Annotated in this window: 22 protein-coding genes; 11 read left to right on the top strand and 11 right to left on the bottom strand. The window is 67.3% G+C overall.

From position 1 onward, the window contains the following. Positions 1-63: 63 nt before the first annotated feature. Entirely contained in the window at positions 64-1,539 is a 1,476-nt protein-coding gene (gene trpE, locus AC5P53_RS01480) for an anthranilate synthase component I (RefSeq protein ID WP_014648670.1), read from the bottom strand. Between the two features lie 299 nt (positions 1,540-1,838). Further along, positions 1,839-2,768: a lipid kinase YegS gene (gene yegS / locus AC5P53_RS01475; protein ID WP_241887337.1), complete on the bottom strand. Its 930-nt coding sequence runs from the start codon at positions 2,766-2,768 to the stop codon at positions 1,839-1,841. Positions 2,769-3,080: 312 nt separating this feature from the next. On the opposite strand from yegS, the gene AC5P53_RS01470 reads away from it, so the two are divergent. Then, positions 3,081-3,635, top strand: a complete 555-nt coding sequence (locus AC5P53_RS01470; RefSeq protein WP_057501553.1) for a DUF4240 domain-containing protein — start codon at positions 3,081-3,083, stop codon at positions 3,633-3,635. Positions 3,636-3,743: 108 nt separating this feature from the next. Here the strand turns inward: AC5P53_RS01470 and AC5P53_RS01465 are convergent, their stop codons facing one another. From AC5P53_RS01465 to AC5P53_RS01455, 3 genes are read right to left on the bottom strand one after another with little or no spacing between them, the layout of a single operon-like run. Then, the gene (locus tag AC5P53_RS01465) at positions 3,744-4,226 is read right to left on the bottom strand and encodes a GNAT family N-acetyltransferase (RefSeq protein WP_241887347.1); all 483 of its coding nucleotides are present in this window, start codon (positions 4,224-4,226) and stop codon (positions 3,744-3,746) included. 12 nt (positions 4,227-4,238) lie between these two features. Then, on the bottom strand, positions 4,239-4,916 hold the full coding sequence (gene rpe, locus AC5P53_RS01460; RefSeq protein ID WP_019661514.1) for a ribulose-phosphate 3-epimerase: 678 nt from the start codon (positions 4,914-4,916) through the stop codon (positions 4,239-4,241). A gap of 57 nt (positions 4,917-4,973) precedes the next feature. Further along, positions 4,974-5,303: a J domain-containing protein gene (locus tag AC5P53_RS01455; RefSeq protein WP_049415432.1), complete on the bottom strand. Its 330-nt coding sequence runs from the start codon at positions 5,301-5,303 to the stop codon at positions 4,974-4,976. A gap of 141 nt (positions 5,304-5,444) precedes the next feature. On the opposite strand from AC5P53_RS01455, the gene AC5P53_RS01450 reads away from it, so the two are divergent. The 8 genes from AC5P53_RS01450 to AC5P53_RS01415 all read left to right on the top strand — a co-directional run bounded on the left by AC5P53_RS01450 (position 5,445) and on the right by AC5P53_RS01415 (position 13,259). Continuing rightward, positions 5,445-6,371, top strand: a complete 927-nt coding sequence (locus AC5P53_RS01450; protein ID WP_241887334.1) for a phosphoribosylaminoimidazolesuccinocarboxamide synthase — start codon at positions 5,445-5,447, stop codon at positions 6,369-6,371. Positions 6,372-6,517: 146 nt separating this feature from the next. Continuing rightward, positions 6,518-7,003 carry an Mpo1 family 2-hydroxy fatty acid dioxygenase gene (locus AC5P53_RS01445; RefSeq protein ID WP_014648674.1) on the top strand — a complete coding sequence of 162 codons (486 nt, stop codon included), beginning with the start codon at positions 6,518-6,520 and terminating at the stop codon, positions 7,001-7,003. 333 nt (positions 7,004-7,336) lie between these two features. Beyond that, entirely contained in the window at positions 7,337-10,165 is a 2,829-nt protein-coding gene (locus AC5P53_RS01440; RefSeq protein WP_049440037.1) for a monovalent cation/H+ antiporter subunit A, read from the top strand. Continuing rightward, positions 10,165-10,557 (top strand): Na+/H+ antiporter subunit C, encoded by a 393-nt coding sequence (locus tag AC5P53_RS01435; protein ID WP_005419863.1) that lies wholly within the window; start codon positions 10,165-10,167, stop codon positions 10,555-10,557. Before AC5P53_RS01440 ends, AC5P53_RS01435 begins: the two co-directional genes overlap by 1 nt. Beyond that, positions 10,554-12,089 (top strand): monovalent cation/H+ antiporter subunit D, encoded by a 1,536-nt coding sequence (locus AC5P53_RS01430; protein WP_049440036.1) that lies wholly within the window; start codon positions 10,554-10,556, stop codon positions 12,087-12,089. The genes AC5P53_RS01435 and AC5P53_RS01430 overlap by 4 nt, the downstream gene beginning before the upstream one ends. Beyond that, positions 12,086-12,592, top strand: coding sequence for a Na+/H+ antiporter subunit E (locus tag AC5P53_RS01425; protein WP_032957141.1), 507 nt, complete (start codon positions 12,086-12,088; stop codon positions 12,590-12,592). Before AC5P53_RS01430 ends, AC5P53_RS01425 begins: the two co-directional genes overlap by 4 nt. Then, entirely contained in the window at positions 12,589-12,873 is a 285-nt protein-coding gene (locus tag AC5P53_RS01420; RefSeq protein ID WP_006399171.1) for a K+/H+ antiporter subunit F, read from the top strand. Before AC5P53_RS01425 ends, AC5P53_RS01420 begins: the two co-directional genes overlap by 4 nt. Then, the gene (locus AC5P53_RS01415; RefSeq protein WP_014648679.1) at positions 12,870-13,259 is read left to right on the top strand and encodes a Na+/H+ antiporter subunit G; all 390 of its coding nucleotides are present in this window, start codon (positions 12,870-12,872) and stop codon (positions 13,257-13,259) included. The genes AC5P53_RS01420 and AC5P53_RS01415 overlap by 4 nt, the downstream gene beginning before the upstream one ends. Positions 13,260-13,333: 74 nt before the next feature. Here AC5P53_RS01415 and AC5P53_RS01410 read toward each other — a convergent pair whose 3' ends face one another. Continuing rightward, the gene (locus AC5P53_RS01410) at positions 13,334-14,293 is read right to left on the bottom strand and encodes a sodium:calcium antiporter (RefSeq protein ID WP_014648680.1); all 960 of its coding nucleotides are present in this window, start codon (positions 14,291-14,293) and stop codon (positions 13,334-13,336) included. 73 nt (positions 14,294-14,366) lie between these two features. Then, complete coding sequence (locus tag AC5P53_RS01405) at positions 14,367-15,023, bottom strand: hypothetical protein (protein WP_032957138.1); 657 nt, start codon at positions 15,021-15,023, stop codon at positions 14,367-14,369. Positions 15,024-15,148: 125 nt separating this feature from the next. Here AC5P53_RS01405 and AC5P53_RS01400 point away from each other — a divergent pair, with 125 nt between their 5' ends. After that, positions 15,149-15,691: a hypothetical protein gene (locus AC5P53_RS01400; protein WP_046432894.1), complete on the top strand. Its 543-nt coding sequence runs from the start codon at positions 15,149-15,151 to the stop codon at positions 15,689-15,691. An 84-nt stretch (positions 15,692-15,775) separates the two neighbouring features. On the opposite strand, the gene hmgA is transcribed toward AC5P53_RS01400, so the two are convergent. Together hmgA and hppD are read right to left on the bottom strand one after the other, a co-directional pair. Continuing rightward, entirely contained in the window at positions 15,776-17,074 is a 1,299-nt protein-coding gene (gene hmgA, locus AC5P53_RS01395; protein WP_032957134.1) for a homogentisate 1,2-dioxygenase, read from the bottom strand. An 85-nt stretch (positions 17,075-17,159) separates the two neighbouring features. Further along, a complete protein-coding gene (gene hppD, locus AC5P53_RS01390; protein WP_014648684.1) occupies positions 17,160-18,272 on the bottom strand; it encodes a 4-hydroxyphenylpyruvate dioxygenase in 1,113 nt (370 codons plus the stop codon). Positions 18,273-18,401: 129 nt separating this feature from the next. Here hppD and AC5P53_RS01385 point away from each other — a divergent pair, with 129 nt between their 5' ends. Beyond that, entirely contained in the window at positions 18,402-18,896 is a 495-nt protein-coding gene (locus AC5P53_RS01385) for a MarR family winged helix-turn-helix transcriptional regulator (RefSeq protein ID WP_014648685.1), read from the top strand. Positions 18,897-18,976: 80 nt separating this feature from the next. On the opposite strand, the gene AC5P53_RS01380 is transcribed toward AC5P53_RS01385, so the two are convergent. Further along, the gene (locus AC5P53_RS01380; RefSeq protein WP_049404535.1) at positions 18,977-20,116 is read right to left on the bottom strand and encodes a hypothetical protein; all 1,140 of its coding nucleotides are present in this window, start codon (positions 20,114-20,116) and stop codon (positions 18,977-18,979) included. A 227-nt stretch (positions 20,117-20,343) separates the two neighbouring features. Beyond that, positions 20,344-20,949, bottom strand: coding sequence for a thioredoxin family protein (locus AC5P53_RS01375; RefSeq protein ID WP_014648687.1), 606 nt, complete (start codon positions 20,947-20,949; stop codon positions 20,344-20,346). Positions 20,950-20,954: the final 5 nt, after the last annotated feature.

Here is a 20,954-nt window from a genome sequence, read left to right as displayed (position 1 = left end):
TACTCCTTGTCTTGAATGGGAACAGCGGAAGGTGCCGCGGCGCAGGCCACGGCACGGGGAGGATCACAGGCCCTTGGCGGCCTGGGCGACGGCGCGGAACAGCGCGCGGCCCTTGTTCATCGTCTCGTCCCATTCCTTGTCCGGGTCCGAGTCGTAGACGATGCCGGCACCGGCCTGCACGTACAGGCGGCCATCCTTGATCACCGCGGTGCGGATCGCGATCGCGGTATCGGCATCGCCATGCCAGCCGATGTAGCCGATGCTGCCGGCGTAGACATTGCGCTTGATCGGTTCCAGCTCGCGGATCACTTCCAGCGCGCGGATCTTCGGCGCGCCGCTGACCGTGCCGGCCGGGAAGGTGGCACGCAGCACGTCGGCATAGCTCAGGCCCGGCTGCAGCTGCCCGGTCACTTCGCTGACGATGTGCATCACGTGGCTGTAGCGTTCGATCACGAACTGCTCGCCCACCTCCACGGTACCTGCCTTCGAGACGCGGCCGGCATCGTTGCGGCCGAGGTCGATCAGCATCAGATGCTCGGCGCGTTCCTTCGGATCTGCCAGCAGCTCGGCTTCCAGCGCCAGGTCCAGCTCGGGCGTGGCGCCACGCGGGCGGGTGCCGGCGATCGGGCGCACGGTGACTTCGCCATCCTGAAGGCGTACCAGGATTTCCGGCGATGAACCGACCACCTGCAGGTCGCCGACATCCAGGAAGTACATGTACGGCGACGGGTTCAGTGCACGCAGCGCGCGGTACACATCCACCGGGCGCGCCTTGAACGGCACGCTCAGGCGCTGGCTGAGCACCACCTGGAAGATGTCACCGGCGCGGATGTATTCCTTGCTGCGCTGGACCGCATCGACGAACCCTTCGCGGGTGAAACCGGAGACGAAGTCGGACTCGTCCAGCACGTCGCTGTTGAGCGGCGCCGGATAGCCGGCGCCCGGTGCACGCAGCTTGGCAGTCAGTGCATCCAGGCGCGCCTGGGCCTGCTCGAAGGCGCCCTCGACGCGCGGGTCGGCGTGCACGATCAGGTACAGCCGGCCCTTGAGATTGTCGAACACCGCCAGCTCGTTGGAGTCCAGCAGCAGGATGTCCGGCGTGCCCAGCTCATCGCGGCCGGCCGGCGGGGCCAGGCGCGGCTCGATGTAGCCGATGCACTCGAAACCGAACCAGCCGACCAGGCCACCGGTGAAGCCCGGCAGGCCTTCCAGCTTCGGCACCGAGTGGGCGCTGCGCAGCGCCTCGACCTCGGCGAACGGGTCGGCCACTTCGCGGGTGTCCACCACCTGGCCGTCTTCGCGCACGGTCAGCGTGTGGCCATGGAAGGCGTACACGCGACGCGCCGGCAGGCCGATGATCGAGTAACGACCAAAGCGCTCGCCGCCTTCGACGGATTCAAACAGGTAGGTATTGGGGCCGTCGGCGAGCTTCAGATAGACCGAAAGCGGCGTGTCCAGGTCGGACAGCACTTCACGGACGACGGGAATGTGGGTGTGGCCTTCAGCGGCCTGCTGCTGAAACTGAGCGTGCGAGTTCAAGACGACTTTCCTTCCGGGACACAGCGTTATGGGGGCGGACGACGGCAACGGGCCACCATCGCCACCAACGGCGTGCGGAAGAAAGGGTATGCGGGGTCGTCAGGCTGGACACCCCCTGACTGTATCGCAGCCGGGGCGGGAGGGGAACCCTGGGAAACTGAACCACGGGACGGGCGGGGCCGGCCACGGGAACCAACGACGCGGACCGGTAGAGTCGACTGTTGGTCGACTTGCGCGCGTAGCGCGGGGTTTTACGCCGTCGGAACGAAAAGCAGTCGACCAACAGTCGACTTTACCCCCTACCCGGCCAGCAACGGGCATCCGGTCGGCAGGTGCATCCGCACCCTGCCCGGCACGCACGCGATGCGGAACTGGCGGGCCTGCACCGGTTCGCCGTCCAGGTTGAGCGTCAGCGGCCGCTCGGCTTGCACCTGCAGCCACGGCAGCCTCGCGCGCGTGGCCAATTGTTCGAGCGCGGCCTGCGTGCCGGACTTCAGCATCTGGCCGAGGGTGGCGGTGACCTCCCCTTCCAGCTCTGGCAGCACGGTGACATCCAGCAGCCCGTCGTCGATCAGGGCCTGCGGGCACAGCTGCTGGCCACCGCCGGCCTGGCGGCCATTGCCGATGCCGAGCGCGATGAAGTCGCCTTCCCAAGCGAAATCCGGGCCGGACAGGCGCGCGGTGATCGGCTCGATACGACCGAGCTTGGCAATACCGGTGATCACGTAGGCCAGCCCACCCAGCATCTTCTTCAAGCCGGCATCGGTCTCCACCGTCACCTGCGTGCCAAAGCCACCGCTGGCGAGATTGGCGCACCACCAGGGCGTGCCATCGGCGTCCACGCGCAGCAGGTCGATGGCATGCGGCGGTGCCTGGCCGATCAGGGCGAAGGCCTCCTGGGGCCCGGTCGGGATGCCGGCAGCCGTGGCGAAATCGTTGGCGGTCCCCATCGGGACCAGCGCCAGCGAAGGCAGCGCCTGCGCCGGTTCATCGCGATGGGCCAGGGTTTCGGCCACCGCACTGAGCGTGCCGTCGCCACCGGCGGCCACGATCACGTCCACGCCATGGTCGATGGCTTCGGCCACGTAGCGTTCGGCGTCACCGTCCTCCCAGGTCACCCGCACGTCCAGCTGCACGCCCTGCCCGCGCCAATGGCCGACAGCCTCGCGCAGTTCCTCGTTGCCTGCGGATTTGCCATTGAGGATCAGGCGCCAGCGCGGGGTGGTCATGCGGTACTTCCAGGAGGGGGTAGCACAGGCTAGCAATGCGCTGTTTGCCCGCGGTGAATGTCACGCAGGTGTCATTCAGTTGCTGGAGAATGGAAGGCCATAGCAGGGACGATGGATGGAGGCAGGATCAGCCTCCCACGCATGCAGCGAGGCCACGCCAGTGATTGGCGTGGCTTTTTTTTGCCCGATTCCAGGGGGAATAGATCCGCGGGGCATCACCTCGGGAACTCTGCCGGGGTGCCGCTATTGGCTCTGGAAGTGCCGTCTCTGTACCCGTAAGGTCCGCGTTTCCCCTGTTCTCACAAGCGCACCATGGAAAAGCACGCATTCTGGACGCTGATCGAGGAAGCCCGCTCTGTCGCTGAAGATTCTAGCAATATCGCCGGGCACCTTGCCGAAAGTCTTCTTAGCTACAGCCCCGAACAGATTCTGCGTTGGCACGGAATTCTCGATTGCTATCACTCCCTCTCTCGAAAGAACAAATTGTGGGCAGCGGCATACGTCATCAACGGCGGGTGCAGCGATGATGGATTCGAGTACTTTCGAGGCTGGCTGATTGCGCAGGGGAAGGAGACGTTCCTGAGGGCACTGCAGGATCCTGACAGTCTGGCCGGAGTGGATGTGGAAGCCGACGAGGCTGAAGACGAAGAGATCCTGTCGGCCGGTATGACGGCATATTTTCAGCGGATGGGGCTGCAGGAGCCCGACTACGATGCATTCGACGCGGCTTTCGCCCCTTATGCATTGAGTGAGACCGATGTCGCCCAGCTTCAGGCAGACCTCCGGTATGCACCTGACATCGATAATGTCTGGGACGAAGCGTCGCTGGAGACCGTGCTTCCGAGGCTGACAGCTCGGTTCTATTGAAAGCTCATCTCCGCCGGTCGTGTCCACGCATGGCGGGGATCTGCCGAGGTCGCGGGCAGTGCGAACCAAGGTTCGCACCCACCCAACTGGGGTTTGCCCCCACGAGCCTCAACCGTTGGCGAAATTGTGCAGCGCCTGGCCCTGCAACCGGTACACGGTCCACTCGTCCTGCGGTTTGGCACCGGCGGCGGTGTAGAATTCGATGGCCGGAGTGTTCCAGTCCAGCACCGACCATTCGAAACGGCCGCAGCCTTCGGCCACGGCCTGGCGTGCGATGTACTTCAGCAGCGCCTTGCCGGCACCCACGCCACGCTTTTCCTGGCTGACATAGAGGTCTTCCAGGTAGATGCCCTTGCGGCCCAGCCAGGTGGAATAGTTGTAGAAATACACCGCATAGCCGATCGCTTCACCATCGGCTTCACAGATCAACGCCCGCGCCGTGGCATCGGGTCCGAACAGGCTCTCGGCGATGCCGATCTCATCGGTCTGCACCGAATGCTCGGCCTTCTCGTAGATGGCCAGCTCGCGGATGAAATGCAGGATCAGGCCAGCATCGGCCACGGTGGCCGGGCGGATGTTCAACACGGCCACCGTACTCATGGCTCAGCCCCGTGCCGCAGCGACGTTGGCGCGCATCTGCGCGATCACGTCCTGGTAGCTGGTCCTGGCGTTGAAGATGGCCGAACCGGCGACAAAGGTGTCGGCGCCGGCAGCGGCGATTTCGCCGATGTTGTCGGCCTTCACGCCGCCGTCGATCTCCAGGCGGATGTCCTTGCCGCTGGCGTCGATCATCTTGCGCACCACTTTCAGCTTGTCCAGCGCCGAGGGGATGAAGGCCTGGCCGCCGAAGCCCGGGTTGACCGACATCAGCAGCACCAGGTCCAGGTCATCCAGCACCCAGTCGAGGATGTCCACCGGAGTGGCCGGATTGAGCACGATGCCCGGCTTGCAGCCCAGCGAGCGGATCAGCTGGATGGTGCGGTGCACGTGGCGGCTCGCCTCCGGGTGGAAGCTGATGTAGGTGGCACCGGCCTCGGCGAAGTCCGGGATGATGCGATCCACCGGCTCGACCATCAGGTGCACGTCGATCGGCGCGGTGACGCCATGCTTGCGCAGCGCCTGGCAGACCATCGGGCCGATGGTCAGGTTCGGCACGTAGTGGTTGTCCATCACGTCGAAGTGGACCCAGTCCGCGCCAGCGGCGAGGACGTTGTCGACTTCCTCGCCGAGGCGGGCGAAGTTGGCGGACAGGATGGAGGGGGCGATGAGGCAGTTGGACATGGCCGGGGCCTTCGGAACGGGGAAAAGGTTCTCCCGCCCGCAGGCGGGACTCTGGAATCAGCGCTTGCGCAGGGTCTTGATGCGGTCGTAGGCGGCGTTGATGCGGCGCGACTTCTGCTCGGCCTGCTGCTGCAGCTCGGGGGCGGCGCCGCCCAGCTTGTCGGGGTGGTACTGGGAGATGAGCCTGCGGTAGGCGCGCTCGATCTCGGCATCGGTGGCCTCGGAGGTCAGCCCCAGCTCCCGATACGGGTTCTCCTTGTTCAGGCGGAACCAGTCCGAGTCGAAGGCATGGCCGATCAACAGGCCGACCACCGCGCCGAACAGCGGATTGGGCCGGAACAGCAGGGCGCCGGCGATGAATCCGAGCAGTTTTCCGTACCAGCGCATGGCGCTCCGGGGTCGACCGACGAAATGGACGCTCATTTTACGTCACAGCGGGCCCGGACCGCTTTACACTAGGCCGCCCGCTGGTCAGCGGGCCCGCCGGGTCCGTTGGGCAGCCGTATCGACAACGCCCCAGGAGTGCCCGTGCCAACCACGCTGTTGCAATCCGATCTCCCCGGCCTGCCCTTGCGCCATCGCGGCAAGGTGCGTGATGTGTTCGATATCCCGCGCGAGCGGCTGCCTGCAGGGACCCCACCGGGCGACTACCTGCTGATGGTCGCCACCGATCGCCTGTCGGCGTTCGACGTGGTGCTGCCCGACCCGATTCCGGGCAAGGGCGAGATGCTCTGCCAGGTCTCCAACTTCTGGTTCGCCAAGACCGCGCACCTGATGCCCAACCACCTGACCGGCATCGAGGTGGCCAGCGTGCTGCCCGAAGGCGTGGACCCGGCGCTGTACGCCAAGCGCGCGGTGGTCACCCGCAAGCTGAAGCCGGTGCCGGTGGAAGCGATCGCCCGCGGCTACCTGATCGGCAGCGGCTGGAAGGACTACCAGCGCACCGGCAAGGTCAGCGGCATCGACCTGCCCGACGGCCTGCGCCAGGCCGAGCAGCTGCCGGAGCCGATCTTCACCCCCTCGACCAAGGCCGCCGTCGGCGACCATGACGAGAACATCGATTTCGATGCGATGGTGAAGCAGGTCGGTGCGGAACTGGCCGAGCGCGTGCGCGACGCCACCCTGCGCATCTACAAGTTCGCGGCCGATTACGCCCGCGAGCGCGGCATCATCCTGGCCGATACCAAGTTCGAGTTCGGTACCGACGCCGATGGCCGCCTGTACATCATGGACGAGATGCTGACGCCGGATTCCTCCCGTTACTGGCCGGCCGACGAATACGAAGTGGGCACCAGCCCGCCGAGCTACGACAAGCAGTTCGTGCGCGATTACCTGGAGACGCTGGACTGGGGCAAGACCGCCCCGGGCCCGAGCATCCCGGCCGAGATCATCGAGCGCACCCGCGCCAAGTACGCCGAGGCGCTGCAGCGCCTGGCCGGGATCAGCGTCGACTGATCCCCCCGCGTCCCCCCGGCCGGAAAGGCGGGGGGCGCTCTGATCGCGGTAGTGCCGGCCGCTGGCCGGCAACCTCGCGAACTCGGCTATGCTCTGGAGTGCCGGCCAGCGGCCGGCACTACCGTTGCCCGAGGAAGCGACGCAGCATGCAGACATCCACCCAGCTTGCGCGGCCGATCGACCGCTATTTCGCCAGCTACTCCGACGACCACCGCAATGTGATCAACCAGCGCATCCACGTGGTGGCGGTCCCGGCGATCCTGTGGTCGGTGGTGGCCCTGCTGTGGTGCCTGCCGCCGCTGATCACCTGGTTCCAGTACGGCATCTGGTCGGCGTTGGCGATGTTCAGCGCGTGGTGCTTCTACAACAAGCTGTCGCGCCCGCTGGGCATCGGCATGCTCATCCAGTTCTTCGTGTTCGGCTGCCTGTGCCGGCTGCTGGAGGCCGAGATCGGCCTGCAGGCCCTGCGCTGGCTGGCGGTGGGCGTGTTCGTGGTGGCCTGGATCGCGCAGTTCATCGGCCACAAGTTCGAGGGCCGCAAGCCCAGCTTCCTGACCGACCTGACCTACCTGCTGATCGGCCCGGCCTGGGTGATGGCCAAGTTCTACCGCAAGCTGGACTGGCGCTACTGACCTGGCGGCGGCCGACAGCGGCCGTCGTTTCCTGAACGGGCGGATTCCGTCACCCGTAGTCCACGGGAGCCCTGCCAGCCTGCGCCGGTGATCCGCTCCCCATTGCCCGCCCGTCGACGGCAGCCCCTGTGCGACAGGGCCTGCGGTCTCCCTGCGTGGGCGTAGGGTGTCCCCCGAGGGCAGCCAGGGAAGGGATGCAGGAATGTGATGTTGCATCGCAGAAAAAATGAATCAGCGAACGTTACATGCAATTGATCGCTGTTCGATGGGTTTCGGCGACATTTCGCAGCCTGTTATCCTCCCTGACCTGCTCGTGAATCATGGATTCCCTGCATGCTCCCCAGCCTGCCCCTGCTGCTGGCCCTGCCGTTCCTGATGGCAGCGGCTGTTGCGGCCTTCCCCCGTAGTTCGCGCTCGACTGCTGCCTGGCTGGCGGCGCTGGCGCCGTTGGGCGGGCTGGCCATCCTCGGCTGGCTGACCCCGTCGGTGCTCGATGGCCAGGTGGTCCGCACCCTGGTGCCCTGGCTGCCGCAGATCGGGCTGGACTTCACCCTGCGACTGGACGGGCTGGCCTGGATGTTCGCCGGGCTGGTGCTCGGCATCGGCGCGCTGGTGGTGCTGTATGCGCGCTACTACCTGAGCCAGCAGGACAACGCGCACCGCTTCTACTGCTACCTGCTGCTGTTCATGGGCGCCATGCTGGGCATGGTGCTGTCGGGCAACCTGCTGTTGCTGATGATCTTCTGGGAAATGACCAGCATCAGTTCGTTCCTGCTGATCGGCTTCTGGTCGCACCGCCAGGACGCCCGCGAAGGCGCACGCATGGCGCTGGTGATCACCGGTGGCGGTGGCCTGGCCCTGCTCGGTGGTGTGCTGCTGATCGGCCGCATCGTCGGCAGCTTCGACCTGGACGTGGTGCTGGCCGCTGGCGAGCAGATCCGCGCCAGCGCGCTGTACCCCTACGCCCTGTTCCTGGTACTGGCCGGCATCTTCACCAAGAGCGCGCAGTTCCCGTTCCACTTCTGGCTGCCGCACGCGATGGCGGCGCCGACCCCGGTCTCGGCCTACCTGCACTCGGCCACCATGGTAAAGGCCGGCGTGTTCCTGCTGGCGCGCCTGCATCCGGCACTGGCCGGCAGCGACCTGTTCTTCTACACGGTCAGCGGCATCGGCGCACTGACCCTGCTGATCGGCGCCTGGAATGCGATCTTCCAGCATGACCTGAAGGGCCTGCTGGCGTACTCGACCATTTCCCACCTGGGCCTGATCACCCTGCTGTTCGGCCTGTCCACGCCGATGGCGGTGGTGGCCGGCGTGTTCCACATCCTCAACCACGCCACCTTCAAGGCCTCGCTGTTCATGGCCGCCGGCATCATCGACCACGAGACCGGTACCCGAGACATGCGCAAGCTGGGAGGCCTGCGCAGGCTGATGCCGTTCACCAGCGCGCTGGCGATCATCGCCTCGCTGGCGATGGCTGGCATCCCCCTGCTCAATGGCTTCCTGTCCAAGGAAATGCTGTTCGCCGAAGCGATCACGGCCGGCGGCCCGGGAATCATGCGCACGGCGGTGTCGATCGCAGCGTTGCTGGCGGGCGTATTCGGGGTGGCGTACAGCCTGCGCTTCGTGCACGACACCTTCTTCGGCCCCGGCCCGCACGACCTGGACCGCGTGCCCCACGAACCGCCGCGCTGGATGAAGGTGCCGGTGGAACTGCTGGTGGTGATCTGCGTGGCGGTGGGCGTGGCACCGGCACTGACCGTAGCGCCGGTGCTGCACGCCGCTGCGGCCTCGATCCTCGGCGACGCCATGCCCGAGTACAGCCTGGCGGTATGGCACGGCTTCAACCTGCCGCTGGCGATGAGCGCGATCGGCGTGATCGGCGGCGTGGCGCTGTACTTCGGCCTGCGCAAGCTGATCAACCTGCACGCCGTGACCAACGTCAGCACTGGCCGCAATGTGTTCCATGCGCAGCTGGACGCGATCTCCGCACTGGCCATGCGCCTGACCAACGGCATCGCCAACGGCAGCCTTCAGCGCATGCTGCTGGGCCTGGTGCTGGTGGCGATCGTGGCCGCCGCCGCGCCGTTCGTGGCCAACCCCGCCTCGCCGAACTGGACCAGGCCACAGCCGATCCCGCTGCTGGGCTGGGCGCTGTGGCTGGTGATGATGGCCTGCGCGGTGGCTACCCTGCGTATCTACAAGCAGCGCCTGCTGGCGGTGCTGCTGGTCGGCGGCGTCGGCCTGATGGTGGCGCTGACCTTCGTGTTCCTGTCCGCGCCGGACCTGGCCCTGACCCAGCTGCTGGTGGAGATGGTGACCCTGGTGCTGATGCTGCTGGGCATGAACTACCTGCCTGCGCAGTCCGGGCCGGAGCGGCCGCGCTGGCGCAAGCGCCGTGACGCGGTGATCGCGATCATCGCCGGTGCCGGACTTGGCGCCTTGGCCTATTCCGCGATGACCCTGCCGCCGAACACCATGGCCGGCGAGCTGCTCGCCCGTGCCCTGCCCGAGGCCTATGGCCAGAACGTGGTCAACGTGATCCTGGTCGACTTCCGCGGCTTCGATACCTTCGGCGAGATCACCGTGTTCGGCATCGCCGCGCTGGTGGTGCATGCCCTGCTGCGGCGCACGCGGATGGCGCCGGAGCAGATCATGCCCGGCCCGCCGATCAAGCTGCCGGTGCCGGCCGACCTGGCCCAGATCATGTTCCCGCTGACCCTGACCGTGTCGATCTTCCTGTTCCTGCGCGGCCACAACGCGCCGGGTGGCGGCTTCATCGCCGGCCTGGTGCTGGCGGTGCCGCTGCTGATCCAGTACGTGATCCAGGGCACCGCGTCGGTGGAGTCGCGCTTCGGCTTCGACTACATCCGCTGCATCGGCATGGGCCTGCTGATCGCCCTGCTCAGCGGCAGCGCGTCGATGCTGTTCGGCGTGCCGTTCCTGACCAGCGGCCACCTCGACCTGCACCTGCCGCTGATCGGCGACGTGCCGCTGGCCAGTGCGATTGGTTTTGACATCGGCGTCTATCTGGTGGTGTTCGGCGGTGCCATGCTGATGCTGTCGATGATGGGCACGATCAAGCCATCGCGTACCCGTACCGCCCGCAAGGGTGAGATCGACCTGCAACGCCGCTCGGCACGCACCGGGGAGATGCATTGATGGAACTGGCCCTGGCTACCGCGATCGGCGTGCTGACCGCCATCGGCATCTACCTGCTGCTGCGTGCGCGCAGCTTCGATGTGATCCTCGGCATGACCTTCCTGTCCTATGCGACCAACCTGCTGATCTTCGCCGGTGGCCGCGTGGTGCTGGGCAAGGCGCCGGTACTGCAGGAAGGCGTGGACAGCCACCTGGGCAACTACACCGACCCGCTGCCGCAGGCGCTGGTGTTGACCGCGATCGTGATCGCCTTCGCGATGACCGCGGTGAGCATCGTGCTGGCCATGCGCAGCCGCAGCGACAACCACAGCGACCATGTGGACGCCCACGAGCCGGATGACGACCTGCAGGATGAGCGCGTGCCGCCACGCCAGGGCGAGGACCGCGCATGAACCATCTGGTGATCCTGCCGATCCTGATTCCGCTGCTGGGTGCGGCACTGTCGCTGTTCGTCGAACACCGCCGCTATGGCCCCAGGGTGCAGCGCGCGGTGGCCTGGACCGCGCTGTCGGCGCTGGCGCTGGCGGTGGGCCTGCTGTTTGCCACCACCGCTAGTGGTGAGATCAGCGTCTACCTGCTGGGCGACTGGCCGTCGCGGCTGGGCATCGCGCTGGTGGCCGACCGGCTGTCGGCGTGGATGCTGCTGACCACCCTGCTGCTGGCCATTCCCTGCCTGCTGCACGCCTGCTCGGGCTGGGACCGCCGCGCACCGCACTTCCATGCGCTGTTCCAGTTCCAGCTGGTTGGCCTCAACGGTGCGTTCCTGACCGGCGACATCTTCAACCTGTTCGTGTTCTTCGAGGTGATGCTGATCGCCTCCTACGGCCTGCTGCTCAGTGGTGGCCGTGGCCTGCGCATGCGCATCGGCCTGCACTACGTGGTGTTCAACGTCACCGCCTCGACCCTGTTCCTGATCGCGCTGGGCCTGCTGTACGCCACGCTGGGTTCGCTGAACATGGCCGAGCTGTCGCAGCGCATCGCCGAGGTACCGCCGGCGCAGCTGACCCTGGTGAAGGCGACGATGGGCCTGTTGCTGCTGGTGTTCTGCGCCAAGGCCGCCCTGATGCCGCTGTACCTGTGGCTGCCGGAAGCTTATTCGCGCGCACCGGCGGCGGTGGCTGCGCTGTTCGCGATCATGACCAAGGTCGGCCTGTACTCGGTGCTGCGCATCCAGATGCTGTGGTTCGGCGACGATGCCGGCGCGATGGCCGGCTACGGCCGTGACTGGCTGCTGTGGGCCGGTGTGGCGACGCTGGTGCTGGGCGGCCTGGGCGCCCTCGCCGCGACCCGCCTGCGCGTGCTGATCTCCTACCTGGTGATCGTGTCGGCAGCCACGCTGTTCATCGCCTTCTCGGTGGGCACGCCGCAGGTGCTGTCGGCCGGCCTGTACTACCTGCCGCACAGCAGCTTCGTCGCCGCCGCGCTGTTCCTGATCGCCGACCTGATCCGCCGTCGTCGCGGCGGTGCCAGCGACCGCAAGGAAGTGGTCGCGCCGATGCCGGGCAAGGAGACACCCGCCGTGCTGTTCCTGATCGGCGCGGTGTCGGTGGCCGGCCTGCCACCGCTGTCCGGTTTCCTGGCCAAGGCCGCACTGCTGGCCGGCATGCCGGCGCAGTACACCGCTCCGGTCTGGACCGCGGTGCTGGTCAGCAGCCTGCTGGTGATCATGGGCCTGACCCGCGGCGGCATCCGCCTGTTCTGGCGCGTGCCGCCTGTCGATCCGGAGGCACCGAAGCCGCGCAAGGCTCCTCTGCGCCGGGTGGAGCTCTACGCCGCCTGCCTGTTGCTGGCCTACGGCATCGGGATGACGCTGGCCGCTGCACCGTTGATGCGCTACACCGACGCCACCGCCGCACAGCTGCTGCAACCCAGCGAGTACGTGCAGCAGCTGCGCGCGACCGCACCGGAGATCCGCCAGCCATGACCGCCCAGCGCTCCCTGTTCCGTCGCCTGATTCCCTCGCCGATGCTCAGCATCATGGTGGTGGCATTCTGGCTGCTGATGTCCGACAGCTTCACCCTCGGCCAGATCGTGCTGGGGCTGGTGCTGGGCGTGGTGGTGCCGCTGTTCGCCGCACGCCTGGACCGCGAGTTCGCGCGCATCGGCACGTTGCGGCCGCTGCCCAAGCTGGTATGCGTGACCCTGTGGGACATCCTGATGTCCAACATCCGCGTGGCCCTGCAGGTGCTGGGCCCGGAGAAGAAGATTCACCCCGGTTTCATCTGGCTGCCGCTGGACATCGCCAACATCCACGGCATCGCGGCGCTGACCAGCATGATCACGCTGACCCCGGGCACGGTCTCGGCCGCGCTCAGCGACGACCGCAAGTTCCTGCTGGTGCACGTGCTGCACCTGGAGGACCCACAGGACCTGATCGATACGATCAAGCGCCGCTACGAGGCGCCGTTGATGGAGATCTTCCCATGACTGGATTCCAGATCATCCAGACCACGCTGGTGGTGTGCATGCACGTGGTCGGCCTGGCCATGCTGCTGGCCACCTGGCGCCTGCTGCGCGGACCGACCGTGCCCGACCGCATCCTCGCACTGGACACGTTGTCGGTGACCGCCATTGCCGAGCTGATGCTGTTCGGCATGTACCTCAACTCCGCGATCTACTTCGAAGCCGCACTGGTCATCGCCATGCTCGGCTTCGGCAGCACCGTGGTGCTGAGCAAGTTCGTGCTGCGCCGGGACATCGTCGAATGATCACCGCGATCCAGATCGGCCTGTCGATCCTGCTGCTGTTCGGCTGCTTCTTCATCCTGGTCGGCGCACTGGGGCTGGTGAAACTGTCCACGTTCTTCAAGCGCCTGCACGCGCCGACCAAGGCCAGCACGCTGGGCGTGGGCTGCGTGCTGGTGTGCTCGGTCTGCTACCACATCTTCCTGGGCCAGGACCCGCAGCCGCGCGAGCTGCTGATCACCGTATTCCTGTTCATCACCGCGCCGATCAGCGCCCACATGATGGCCAAGGCGGCGCTGTCGCTGCTGATGGAAACCCGTCCCAGCCTGCCGGGCAACGAGCCGGCTGCCGAGGAACAGCTTCCGCCGCCGGAACCGGCGCGGGAAGAGGAAGCCACGCAGAACCGGTAGTGCCGGCCGCTGGCCGGCAGTGGCAAGGGTTCCGTCAGAGGCAGTGAGGTTGCCGGCCAGCGGCCGGAACTACCTCATGCCGCGCCGACCAGCAGCAGCTCCAGCACGAACCAGCCGGCGAACGCGACCAGCAGGATTCCGCCTTCACTGCGGCTGATCTTCAGATCGCCACGCAGCATCGGGTACAGCACCAGGGCGAACGCCAGCAGTGCCGGCAGTTCCAGGCGCACGAACGAGGCCGGCAACGCCAACGGCTGCAACACCGCCATCGCCCCGATCACCAGCAGCAGGTTGACCACGCTGGAGCCCAGCACGTGGCCAAGCACCATGTCGCCGTGGCCGCGACGCGCGGCAGCAATTGCGGTTGCCACCTCCGGCAGTGCGGTGCCGATCGCCACCGGCAGCAGGCCGACCAGCAGCGGTGTCCAGCCCAGCGCGGCACCGAAGTCAGCGGCGGCGCCCACGACCAGGCGCGCGCCCCAGTACAGCGTCAGCGCTGCGATCAGCACCCGCAGCACGTTCAACGGCAGGCTGGTGCGGCTCAGGGCGGACTCGGCGATGGCCGCCTGCACCTCGGCACGCTCAACGCGGCCGCGGCGCAGCAGCAGCACCTGCATGACGATGAAGCCTGCCACCAGCACGCCGCCTTCCCAGCGCGCCAGGCGACCATCCAGCCCGAACAGGACCAGCAGCACGCCGGCCACCAGCAGCGACCACCACAGCACCGTCTGCAGGCGCGCGCGCAGCAACAGGGGCGCGGCGATGGCTGCCACCGCCAGGGTGAAGCCCAGGTTGACGATGCTGCTGCCCACGGCATTGCCCAGTGCCAGCTCCGGTTGGCCGACCGCCAGCGCGCGCGCATTGACCGCCAGTTCCGGCAACGAGGTGGTCACCCCGAGCAGCAGCAGCCCGGCAGTGAACGGGCTGGCCCCGAAGCGCTGGGCCAGGCCGGACACGGCCTTGACGATGGAATCCCCGCCCAGCGCCAGCAACAGCAGGCCGAGCAGGAACCAGGCAATGGCAATGGCGATCATCGAGCACTCCCCAGCAGTGGTGGCGCGATTCTACGCTTGGCCCCGAGCGCATGGCTGGGCGGTGGATCAAGGATCAGCCACAGCCTTCGGCGTAATCGACCTGCGGGGTCTGGCCGACGCGCCAGGCGCTGACCCGACCATCGGCGCCGAGCGCGAAGTCGATGACCGCCCCGCCTTCCTGCGCCGGCCGCACGCGCAGGTGCTGCGCCTTCTCGTCGTACTTGTCAGGGCCGACGTCCGCGCGCTCTGGGTACAGCACCTGCAGCTCGCCCAGGGTCATGCCGACCTTGCCGCCGCCCGGAGCGACGATCGCCGCACTGCGCACGTCATAGCGCACCAGCTTGCGTGCCTCGATCATCAGGCGAGGGTCTTCGGCGCCCTGCGGACGCAGGAAGTAGCAGCCGTCGTTGCTGTCGTCGGCCGGCAGGGGCTTGCCATTGGCGTCGGTGCCCAGTCCCTGCAGCGGCGTGCCGAAGCCGCTGCGGACCTCGGCGATGCCGGCGCCCAGCGTTGCACCGCCGAAGCCGTCCAGGCGCGCTGGACTGTCCTTGCGGAGGTCGTTGGCCGGGCGGGCGGCCAGGTCGGGATCCGCCGACTGCGCGGGCCCGGTCGCCGAGGCGGTTTCGGCCGGGGTGTCGCTGCCACTGCCGGCCGCCCCCTGCTTGTCGGGGCCAGCACTGCAGGCGGTGAGCGAAAGGAGCAACAGACCAGCAAGCGGAAGGTGCTTCATCGGTGCGGTTCCCTGGCACGAAGATGGCTGCACGCTAGCCCATCCCGTGTGCAGGCGCTGCATTGTCATCGCGGTTTCATCGCCTTCGTTCAGGCTCGGCGTGCACCGACTTGGCTGTCCCTTCCATGCAACCGCGCAAGACCGAACTCGCCCGAACCGCGCTGCAGGCCCATCGCGCGCCGCTGGACATGCGCCAGCGCCGGCTGCTGATCCTGTGCGACGGCCAGCGCAGCATCGCCGACCTGACCGGCCTGCTCGGCCAGGACGCGCCCGCCATGGTCATCCAGCTGGTGCAGGCCGGCTACCTGAGCACCGGTACCGGCGCCACAGCCGCACCGCCACCACCCGCAGACGCGGCAGCACCGGCCCCCACCACGCCGGCGGCGGCACCGGCTGCACCCGCAACCGGCAGCGAGCGCCGCCGCTCGCTGGTGGCCGCGCGCATCTATGTACTGGGCATCCTGGAAATGCAGCGCCACCCGCAGGCGGCGGCGCTGTTCCGCGACCTGCAGCAGGCGCGCGCCGAAAGTGAAGTACTGCAGGTGCTGCACTCGGCGATGCAGATGCTGCCCGGGCTGACCTCGGAGGGTTATTGCCAGCGTGTGCGGCAACGCCTGCTGGAAGCGCTGCCGCTGGAGCATTGCGACGCGTTCACCGAGGCCGCCTGAAGAAAAAGGGGACGGAGGGGATTAAGTCGTTTCAGGCACACGTGTGCTGATTGCGGCTTAATCCCCTCCGTCCCCTTTTTCGGGTCAGCGGTAGTTGTTGCGCAGGCCGTTCCAGCACTGCTGGTAATCGCCCTGGCGATGGCCGGCGGCCAGCGCCTGCGCGGTCGGGCGGATCACCGCGCGGGTCTCGAACATGAAGGCCATCGTGTCCTTGATCACATCGGCCTTGGACAGATCGGCATTGGAGGCCTTGTCGAAGGTCGGCGCATCCGGGCCATGACCGCTCATGCAGTTGTGCAGCGATGCGCCACCCGGCACGAAGCCTTCGGCCTTGGCGTCGTAGGCGCCATGCACCAGGCCCATGAACTCGCTGGCGATGTTGCGGTGGAACCACGGCGGGCGGAACGTGTTCTGCGCCACCAGCCAGCGCGGCGGGAAGATCGCGAAGTCCATGTTGCTGGTGCCGGGTGTGTCGCTGGGCGAATGCAGCACCAGGAAGATCGACGGGTCCGGATGGTCGTAGCTGATCGAACCGATGGTGTTGAAGCGACGCAGGTCGTAGCGGTACGGCGCGTAATTGCCGTGCCAGGCCACCACGTCCAGCGGCGAATGGTCGATCGGCGCGCGCCACAGGCGGCCCTCGAACTTGGCGATCAGTTCGAAATCGCCATCGACATCCTCGAACGCCGCGTGCGGGGTCTCGAAGTCACGCGGGTTGGCCAGGCCGTTGGAACCGATCGGGCCAAGGTCGGGCAGTTTCAGCAGCGCGCCGTAGTTCTCGCAGATGTAGCCGCGGCTCGGGCCATCGGGCAGTTCCACGCGGAACCGCACGCCGCGCGGGATCACCGCGATCTGCTGCGGCTCGATCTCGATCACGCCCAGCTCGGTCAGCAGGCGCAGTGCGCCCAGCTGAGGCACGATCAGCAGTTCACCGTCGGCGTCGTAGAAGTAGCGGCCGACCATGTCGCGGTTGGCAGCGTAAAGGTGGATGCCCACGCCGGCATGCGCGTCGGGCGAGCCGTTGCCACCCATCGTGTACAGGCCTTCGACAAAGTCGGTCGGCAGCTCCGGCAACGGCAGCGGGCTCCAGCGCAGCTGGTTCGGTGAAGCCGGCTGTGCGCCGAAATCACACTGCAGCTGCGACTGCGCGAACGGAGTGAACTCGCCATGGGTCACCGCCGGGCGGATCCGGTACAGCCAGCTGCGGCGATTGCTGCCGCGCGGCGCGGTGAAGGCGGTGCCGGTCAGCTGTTCGGCGTACAGGCCGTGGGCCACCTTCTGCGGTGAGTTCTGCCCGACCGGCAGCGCGCCGGCGACGGCCTCGGTGGCGAATTCGTTGCCGAAGCCGGACTGGTAGCCGCGGGCGGTGATGGCGGGGGACATGGGAACTCCAGAGATTGCCGGCCAGCGGCCGGCACTACCATTCGGACAGGCAATGCCGGCGGGACGCCGACATTGCCTGCGGACCTTACAGCACGCCGCGGCGGATCTGGTCGCGCTCGATGCTTTCAAACAGCGCGGTGAAGTTGCCTTCGCCGAAACCTTCGTTGCCCTTGCGCTGGATGATCTCGAAGAAGATCGGGCCAATGCAGTTCTGGGTGAAGATCTGCAGCAGCTTGCGCTGGTGGGTTTCCGGATCGGCGTCGATCAGGATCTTGTTCCTGGCCAGGCGCGCCACGTCTTCACCGTGGTTCGGCACGCGCTGGTCGATCACATCGAAGTAGGTTTCCGGCGTGTCGAGGAAATCCACGCCCTGCGCGCGCATCGCTTCGACGGTCTCGTAGATGTTCTCGGTGAAGCAGGCGATGTGCTGGATGCCCTCGCCCTTGTACGCGTCCAGGTACTCGTTGATCTGGCTCTTCGGGTCGGACGATTCGTTCAGCGGGATGCGCACGATGCCGTCCGGCGCGGTCATCGCCTTGGACACCAGGCCGGTCTTCAGGCCCTTGATGTCGAAGTAGCGGATCTCGCGGAAGTTGAACAGGCGCTCGTAGTAGTCCGACCACTGCTGCATGTTGCCGAAGTACAGGTTGTGGGTCAGGTGGTCGATGAAGGTCAGGCCGAAGCCGAACGGGTGCAGGTCGGCCCCTGCGATCGGCTCGTAGTCGCCGTCGTAGATGCTGCCGGCGCTGCCATAGCGGTCGACCAGGTACAGCATGCAGTCGCCGATGCCCTTGATGACCGGCGCGCTGACCGCCTTGCTGTCCGGCTTGAAGGCGATGGCTTCGGCGCCGTTGCCCAGCGCGGTCTGGTAGACCTCCTGGCCCGGCTTCTTGAAGCGGATGGCAAAGCCACAGGCGCAGGGGCCATGCTTTTCGGCGAAGTCGGCGGCGAACGAATCGGGGTCTTCGTTGACCAGGAAGTTGACGTCGCCCTGGCGATAGACGGTAATCGGACGCTGCTTGTGCTTGAGCACCGCGCTGAAGCCCATCTTCCGGAAGTACTCGTGCAGCTCCTGGCCACGGCCGGCCGGGGCGGCGAATTCGACGAACTCGAAGCCGTCGATGCCCATCGGGTTCTCGAAGGTGGTGACCTGCATGCCGGGGTTGGGATGCGAGGCGGTCGGGACTGCGGTATTCATGGCGTGGCTCCGAATCGGTACCGCATCGGTACAAACCAGGTGCGGGCAGGTAGGGACCCGGCGAGAATGCAGGGTCTGGACCCACCCCTTATAGTTACACTTGAAACCACCAGCAAGGTGCACCGCAACATGAGCCCCGCCGATCCCGTTTCGACCCGCCTGCGTGCCTCGCACGTCCTGCTCGACCTGGAACAGTTCCTGCCGTACCGGCTGAGCGTGCTGTCCAACCGGGTCAGCGGCAACATCGCCAAGCTGTACGGCGATCGTTACGGTCTGGCGATCCCCGAGTGGCGGGTCATCACCATCCTGGCGCTGTACCCGGGCTCCTCGGCCAGCGAGGTCTCCGACCGCACGGCGATGGACAAGGTGGCGGTCAGCCGCGCCGTGGCCCGCCTGCTGGAGCGCGGCTTCATCAAGCGCGAGACCCACGGCGACGATCGCCGCCGCTCGGTGCTGGCGCTGTCGGCCGCCGGTTTCGAGGTGTACGAGACCATCGCGCCGATGGTGATCGAGATCACCCGCAAGCTGATGTCGGTGCTGAGCGAAGAAGAAGAGCAGGTGCTGGAGAAGCTGATCCTGCGCCTGGCCGGCGAAGGCCTGGAGCGGATGGGCGAAGGCGTCTAGAAGAAAAGGGGACGGAGGGGATTAAGTCGCATCAGGCACACCTGTGCTGATTGCGGCTTAATCCCCTCCGTCCCCTTTTTTCAGCTGAGGTGCTTGCGGCGTGCGTGGATCCACGGCACGGCCAGTGCTGCGATGGCGCCGCCGGCGAAGCCCAGCGAGGCGGCCACCGTCGCTGCTTCGACCGCCCCCGGCAGCGCCAGCGCCGCCGCCACCAGCAGCAGCGACGGCAGGCCGACGAAGGTGCCCAGGAAGAAGTGCCAGCGCGGTGACCAAGTGTTGAGCTGGAGCAGGCTGACCGGCTGCCAGGCGTCAGAGGCGGCGTCCTCGGCGATCTTCGCCACGGCCTTGGCCAGGTCCACTTCCGGCAGCGCGCGCCCCAGGCGGGCGGTCGCCAGCAGCTCGGCCACCGCTTCCACCGGCGGGAAGCTGGACGGCCACGCAACCGGCGCCGGCACGCCGTAGGCGGTCAGCAGCGGCACGCTCAACCACGGCGCCACCAGCGGGCGCATGCGGCGGCGCCCGTGCACGCACCAGATCTGCGGCTGGCCGTGCGCAGTGACGCTGTACAGCGCCAGTTCGTTGGCCGGCGGATAGCCGAGCATGGTCACCCGCGCGGCCAGGCTGTCCTGGCCCATCGCGCGCAGGAAGCCGGGGCGGCTGCGACCTTCCTGCATCCACGCCAGGCCCAGTGCGCCCACCAGATACGCCTCGGCGACATCCTTGCTGCCGGCCGTGGCGCGCTCGTCACTGGCCAGATACCACGCCAGTGATTTCGGTTCGGCCACATCGTCCAGGCCCCAGCGGCTGTCGTCACCCAACACATGGCGCACCGGCAGTCGCGCGGGGGCGGTCTCGCCACGCTCGCCGGTCTGCAGGAAGGGCAGCACGCCCTGGATGAAGGTGGACAGCTCGATCGCGCGCGCGCCGTGGCCCTGCCATTCGGGCGGCAGCAGCCCGGCCAGCTGGCCTTCGGCGGCCAGCGCATCAAGCCGGGACTTCTGCTCGACCAGCTTCTGCACCGCCCCCTTCAGCACCACGTTGTCGGGCAGCGCGATCTGCGGCAGGCGATGGCGTGGCGGCGCCAGTTCAACGGCGTCCTCGCCGGTGCCCGCGTCGTCCAGCAGGGCCTCCTGCGCTGGCAGGGTCACGCCCTCGCCTGCCCCACCCTCGGCCAGGTCGCTGGCGGGTTCGGGCAATCGTTCGGCGTGGTCGCTGTGCATGGGCGTTCCGGAAGGTTGCATCGACGGGATGTCGACTGAGGTCCTTGCCGGTAACGGCGTGCTCACGGTGAAGTTGAGACGCCGATTCAGAGAGTGTGACGGTGCGCGCAGTAGATCCGCGCCAGGCGTGGATGCGCCTCAGTGCCGACCAACGGTCGGCACCCACCGGGGTGGGCGGTCAGCGGTCGGCACCCACCAGAGCATGCCGGCCAGCGGCCGGCACTACCCTATTCCGGTTTGTCAGGCGCCCACTGCTTGAGGAAGGCACTCACCCGCGCAGGCTGGAACGCCTCGCCCCTGCGCAGCTCGCCGGTGGCCTGCGATACCAGCAGGCCGCCATCTGCATCGAGCACCAGCAGGTACGGGTAGTCGCGCGCCATCACCGGGTACTGGGCGAAGAAGGCGGTGTTGGGCTGCTCGTCGCTGGCGTTGACCTTCACCCACACGTAGTGGGCATCGCGGAAGCGACGCAGGTCGCCGTTGCCTTCCACCACGTCGTCCAGCGCCCGGCAGCGCTCACAGGCGGCGTTGCCGACCTCCAGCAGGATCCGCTTCTTGCCACGCTGGGCTTCCACCTTGGCGGTGGCCAGGTCGTCGGCGGGGTTGCGGGCCGGGTCGAACTGCGCGCCGAGCCCGGCGATGGCGGCGATGTCCGCCGCCACCGGGGTGTTGCCCGAGGCCACCGGTTCGCTGGGGTCAGCAACCGGTGGCTCGGTGGGTCGGGTATCCAGGGGCTGCGTGGGCTCGGCGGCGGCAGGCGGTTGCGGTTGCGAACAGGCGCCGATCAGCGCCGCACAGACCACCACCATTGCACCACCGAGCTTGCTTCGCATGCCTT

The sequence above is a fragment of the Stenotrophomonas sp. YJH_SMC_82 genome (assembly GCF_059368875.1).
This window is presented reverse-complemented; position numbering and strand designations above follow the sequence as displayed.

Coding starts and splice junctions, on each gene's coding strand:
- AC5P53_RS01385 (WP_014648685.1), top strand. CDS start 18,402: ATGAGCCCCGCCGATCCCGTTTCGACCCGCCTGCGTGCCTCGCACGTC.
- AC5P53_RS01420 (WP_006399171.1), top strand. CDS start 12,589: ATGACTGGATTCCAGATCATCCAGACCACGCTGGTGGTGTGCATGCAC.
- AC5P53_RS01380 (WP_049404535.1), bottom strand. CDS start 20,116: ATGCACAGCGACCACGCCGAACGATTGCCCGAACCCGCCAGCGACCTG.
- AC5P53_RS01430 (WP_049440036.1), top strand. CDS start 10,554: ATGAACCATCTGGTGATCCTGCCGATCCTGATTCCGCTGCTGGGTGCG.
- AC5P53_RS01400 (WP_046432894.1), top strand. CDS start 15,149: ATGCAACCGCGCAAGACCGAACTCGCCCGAACCGCGCTGCAGGCCCAT.
- rpe (WP_019661514.1), bottom strand. CDS start 4,916: ATGTCCAACTGCCTCATCGCCCCCTCCATCCTGTCCGCCAACTTCGCC.
- AC5P53_RS01435 (WP_005419863.1), top strand. CDS start 10,165: ATGGAACTGGCCCTGGCTACCGCGATCGGCGTGCTGACCGCCATCGGC.
- AC5P53_RS01440 (WP_049440037.1), top strand. CDS start 7,337: ATGCTCCCCAGCCTGCCCCTGCTGCTGGCCCTGCCGTTCCTGATGGCA.
- AC5P53_RS01415 (WP_014648679.1), top strand. CDS start 12,870: ATGATCACCGCGATCCAGATCGGCCTGTCGATCCTGCTGCTGTTCGGC.
- AC5P53_RS01405 (WP_032957138.1), bottom strand. CDS start 15,023: ATGAAGCACCTTCCGCTTGCTGGTCTGTTGCTCCTTTCGCTCACCGCC.
- AC5P53_RS01445 (WP_014648674.1), top strand. CDS start 6,518: ATGCAGACATCCACCCAGCTTGCGCGGCCGATCGACCGCTATTTCGCC.
- hmgA (WP_032957134.1), bottom strand. CDS start 17,074: ATGTCCCCCGCCATCACCGCCCGCGGCTACCAGTCCGGCTTCGGCAAC.
- yegS (WP_241887337.1), bottom strand. CDS start 2,768: ATGACCACCCCGCGCTGGCGCCTGATCCTCAATGGCAAATCCGCAGGC.
- AC5P53_RS01375 (WP_014648687.1), bottom strand. CDS start 20,949: ATGCGAAGCAAGCTCGGTGGTGCAATGGTGGTGGTCTGTGCGGCGCTG.
- hppD (WP_014648684.1), bottom strand. CDS start 18,272: ATGAATACCGCAGTCCCGACCGCCTCGCATCCCAACCCCGGCATGCAG.
- AC5P53_RS01410 (WP_014648680.1), bottom strand. CDS start 14,293: ATGATCGCCATTGCCATTGCCTGGTTCCTGCTCGGCCTGCTGTTGCTG.
- AC5P53_RS01470 (WP_057501553.1), top strand. CDS start 3,081: ATGGAAAAGCACGCATTCTGGACGCTGATCGAGGAAGCCCGCTCTGTC.
- AC5P53_RS01455 (WP_049415432.1), bottom strand. CDS start 5,303: ATGCGCTGGTACGGAAAACTGCTCGGATTCATCGCCGGCGCCCTGCTG.
- AC5P53_RS01425 (WP_032957141.1), top strand. CDS start 12,086: ATGACCGCCCAGCGCTCCCTGTTCCGTCGCCTGATTCCCTCGCCGATG.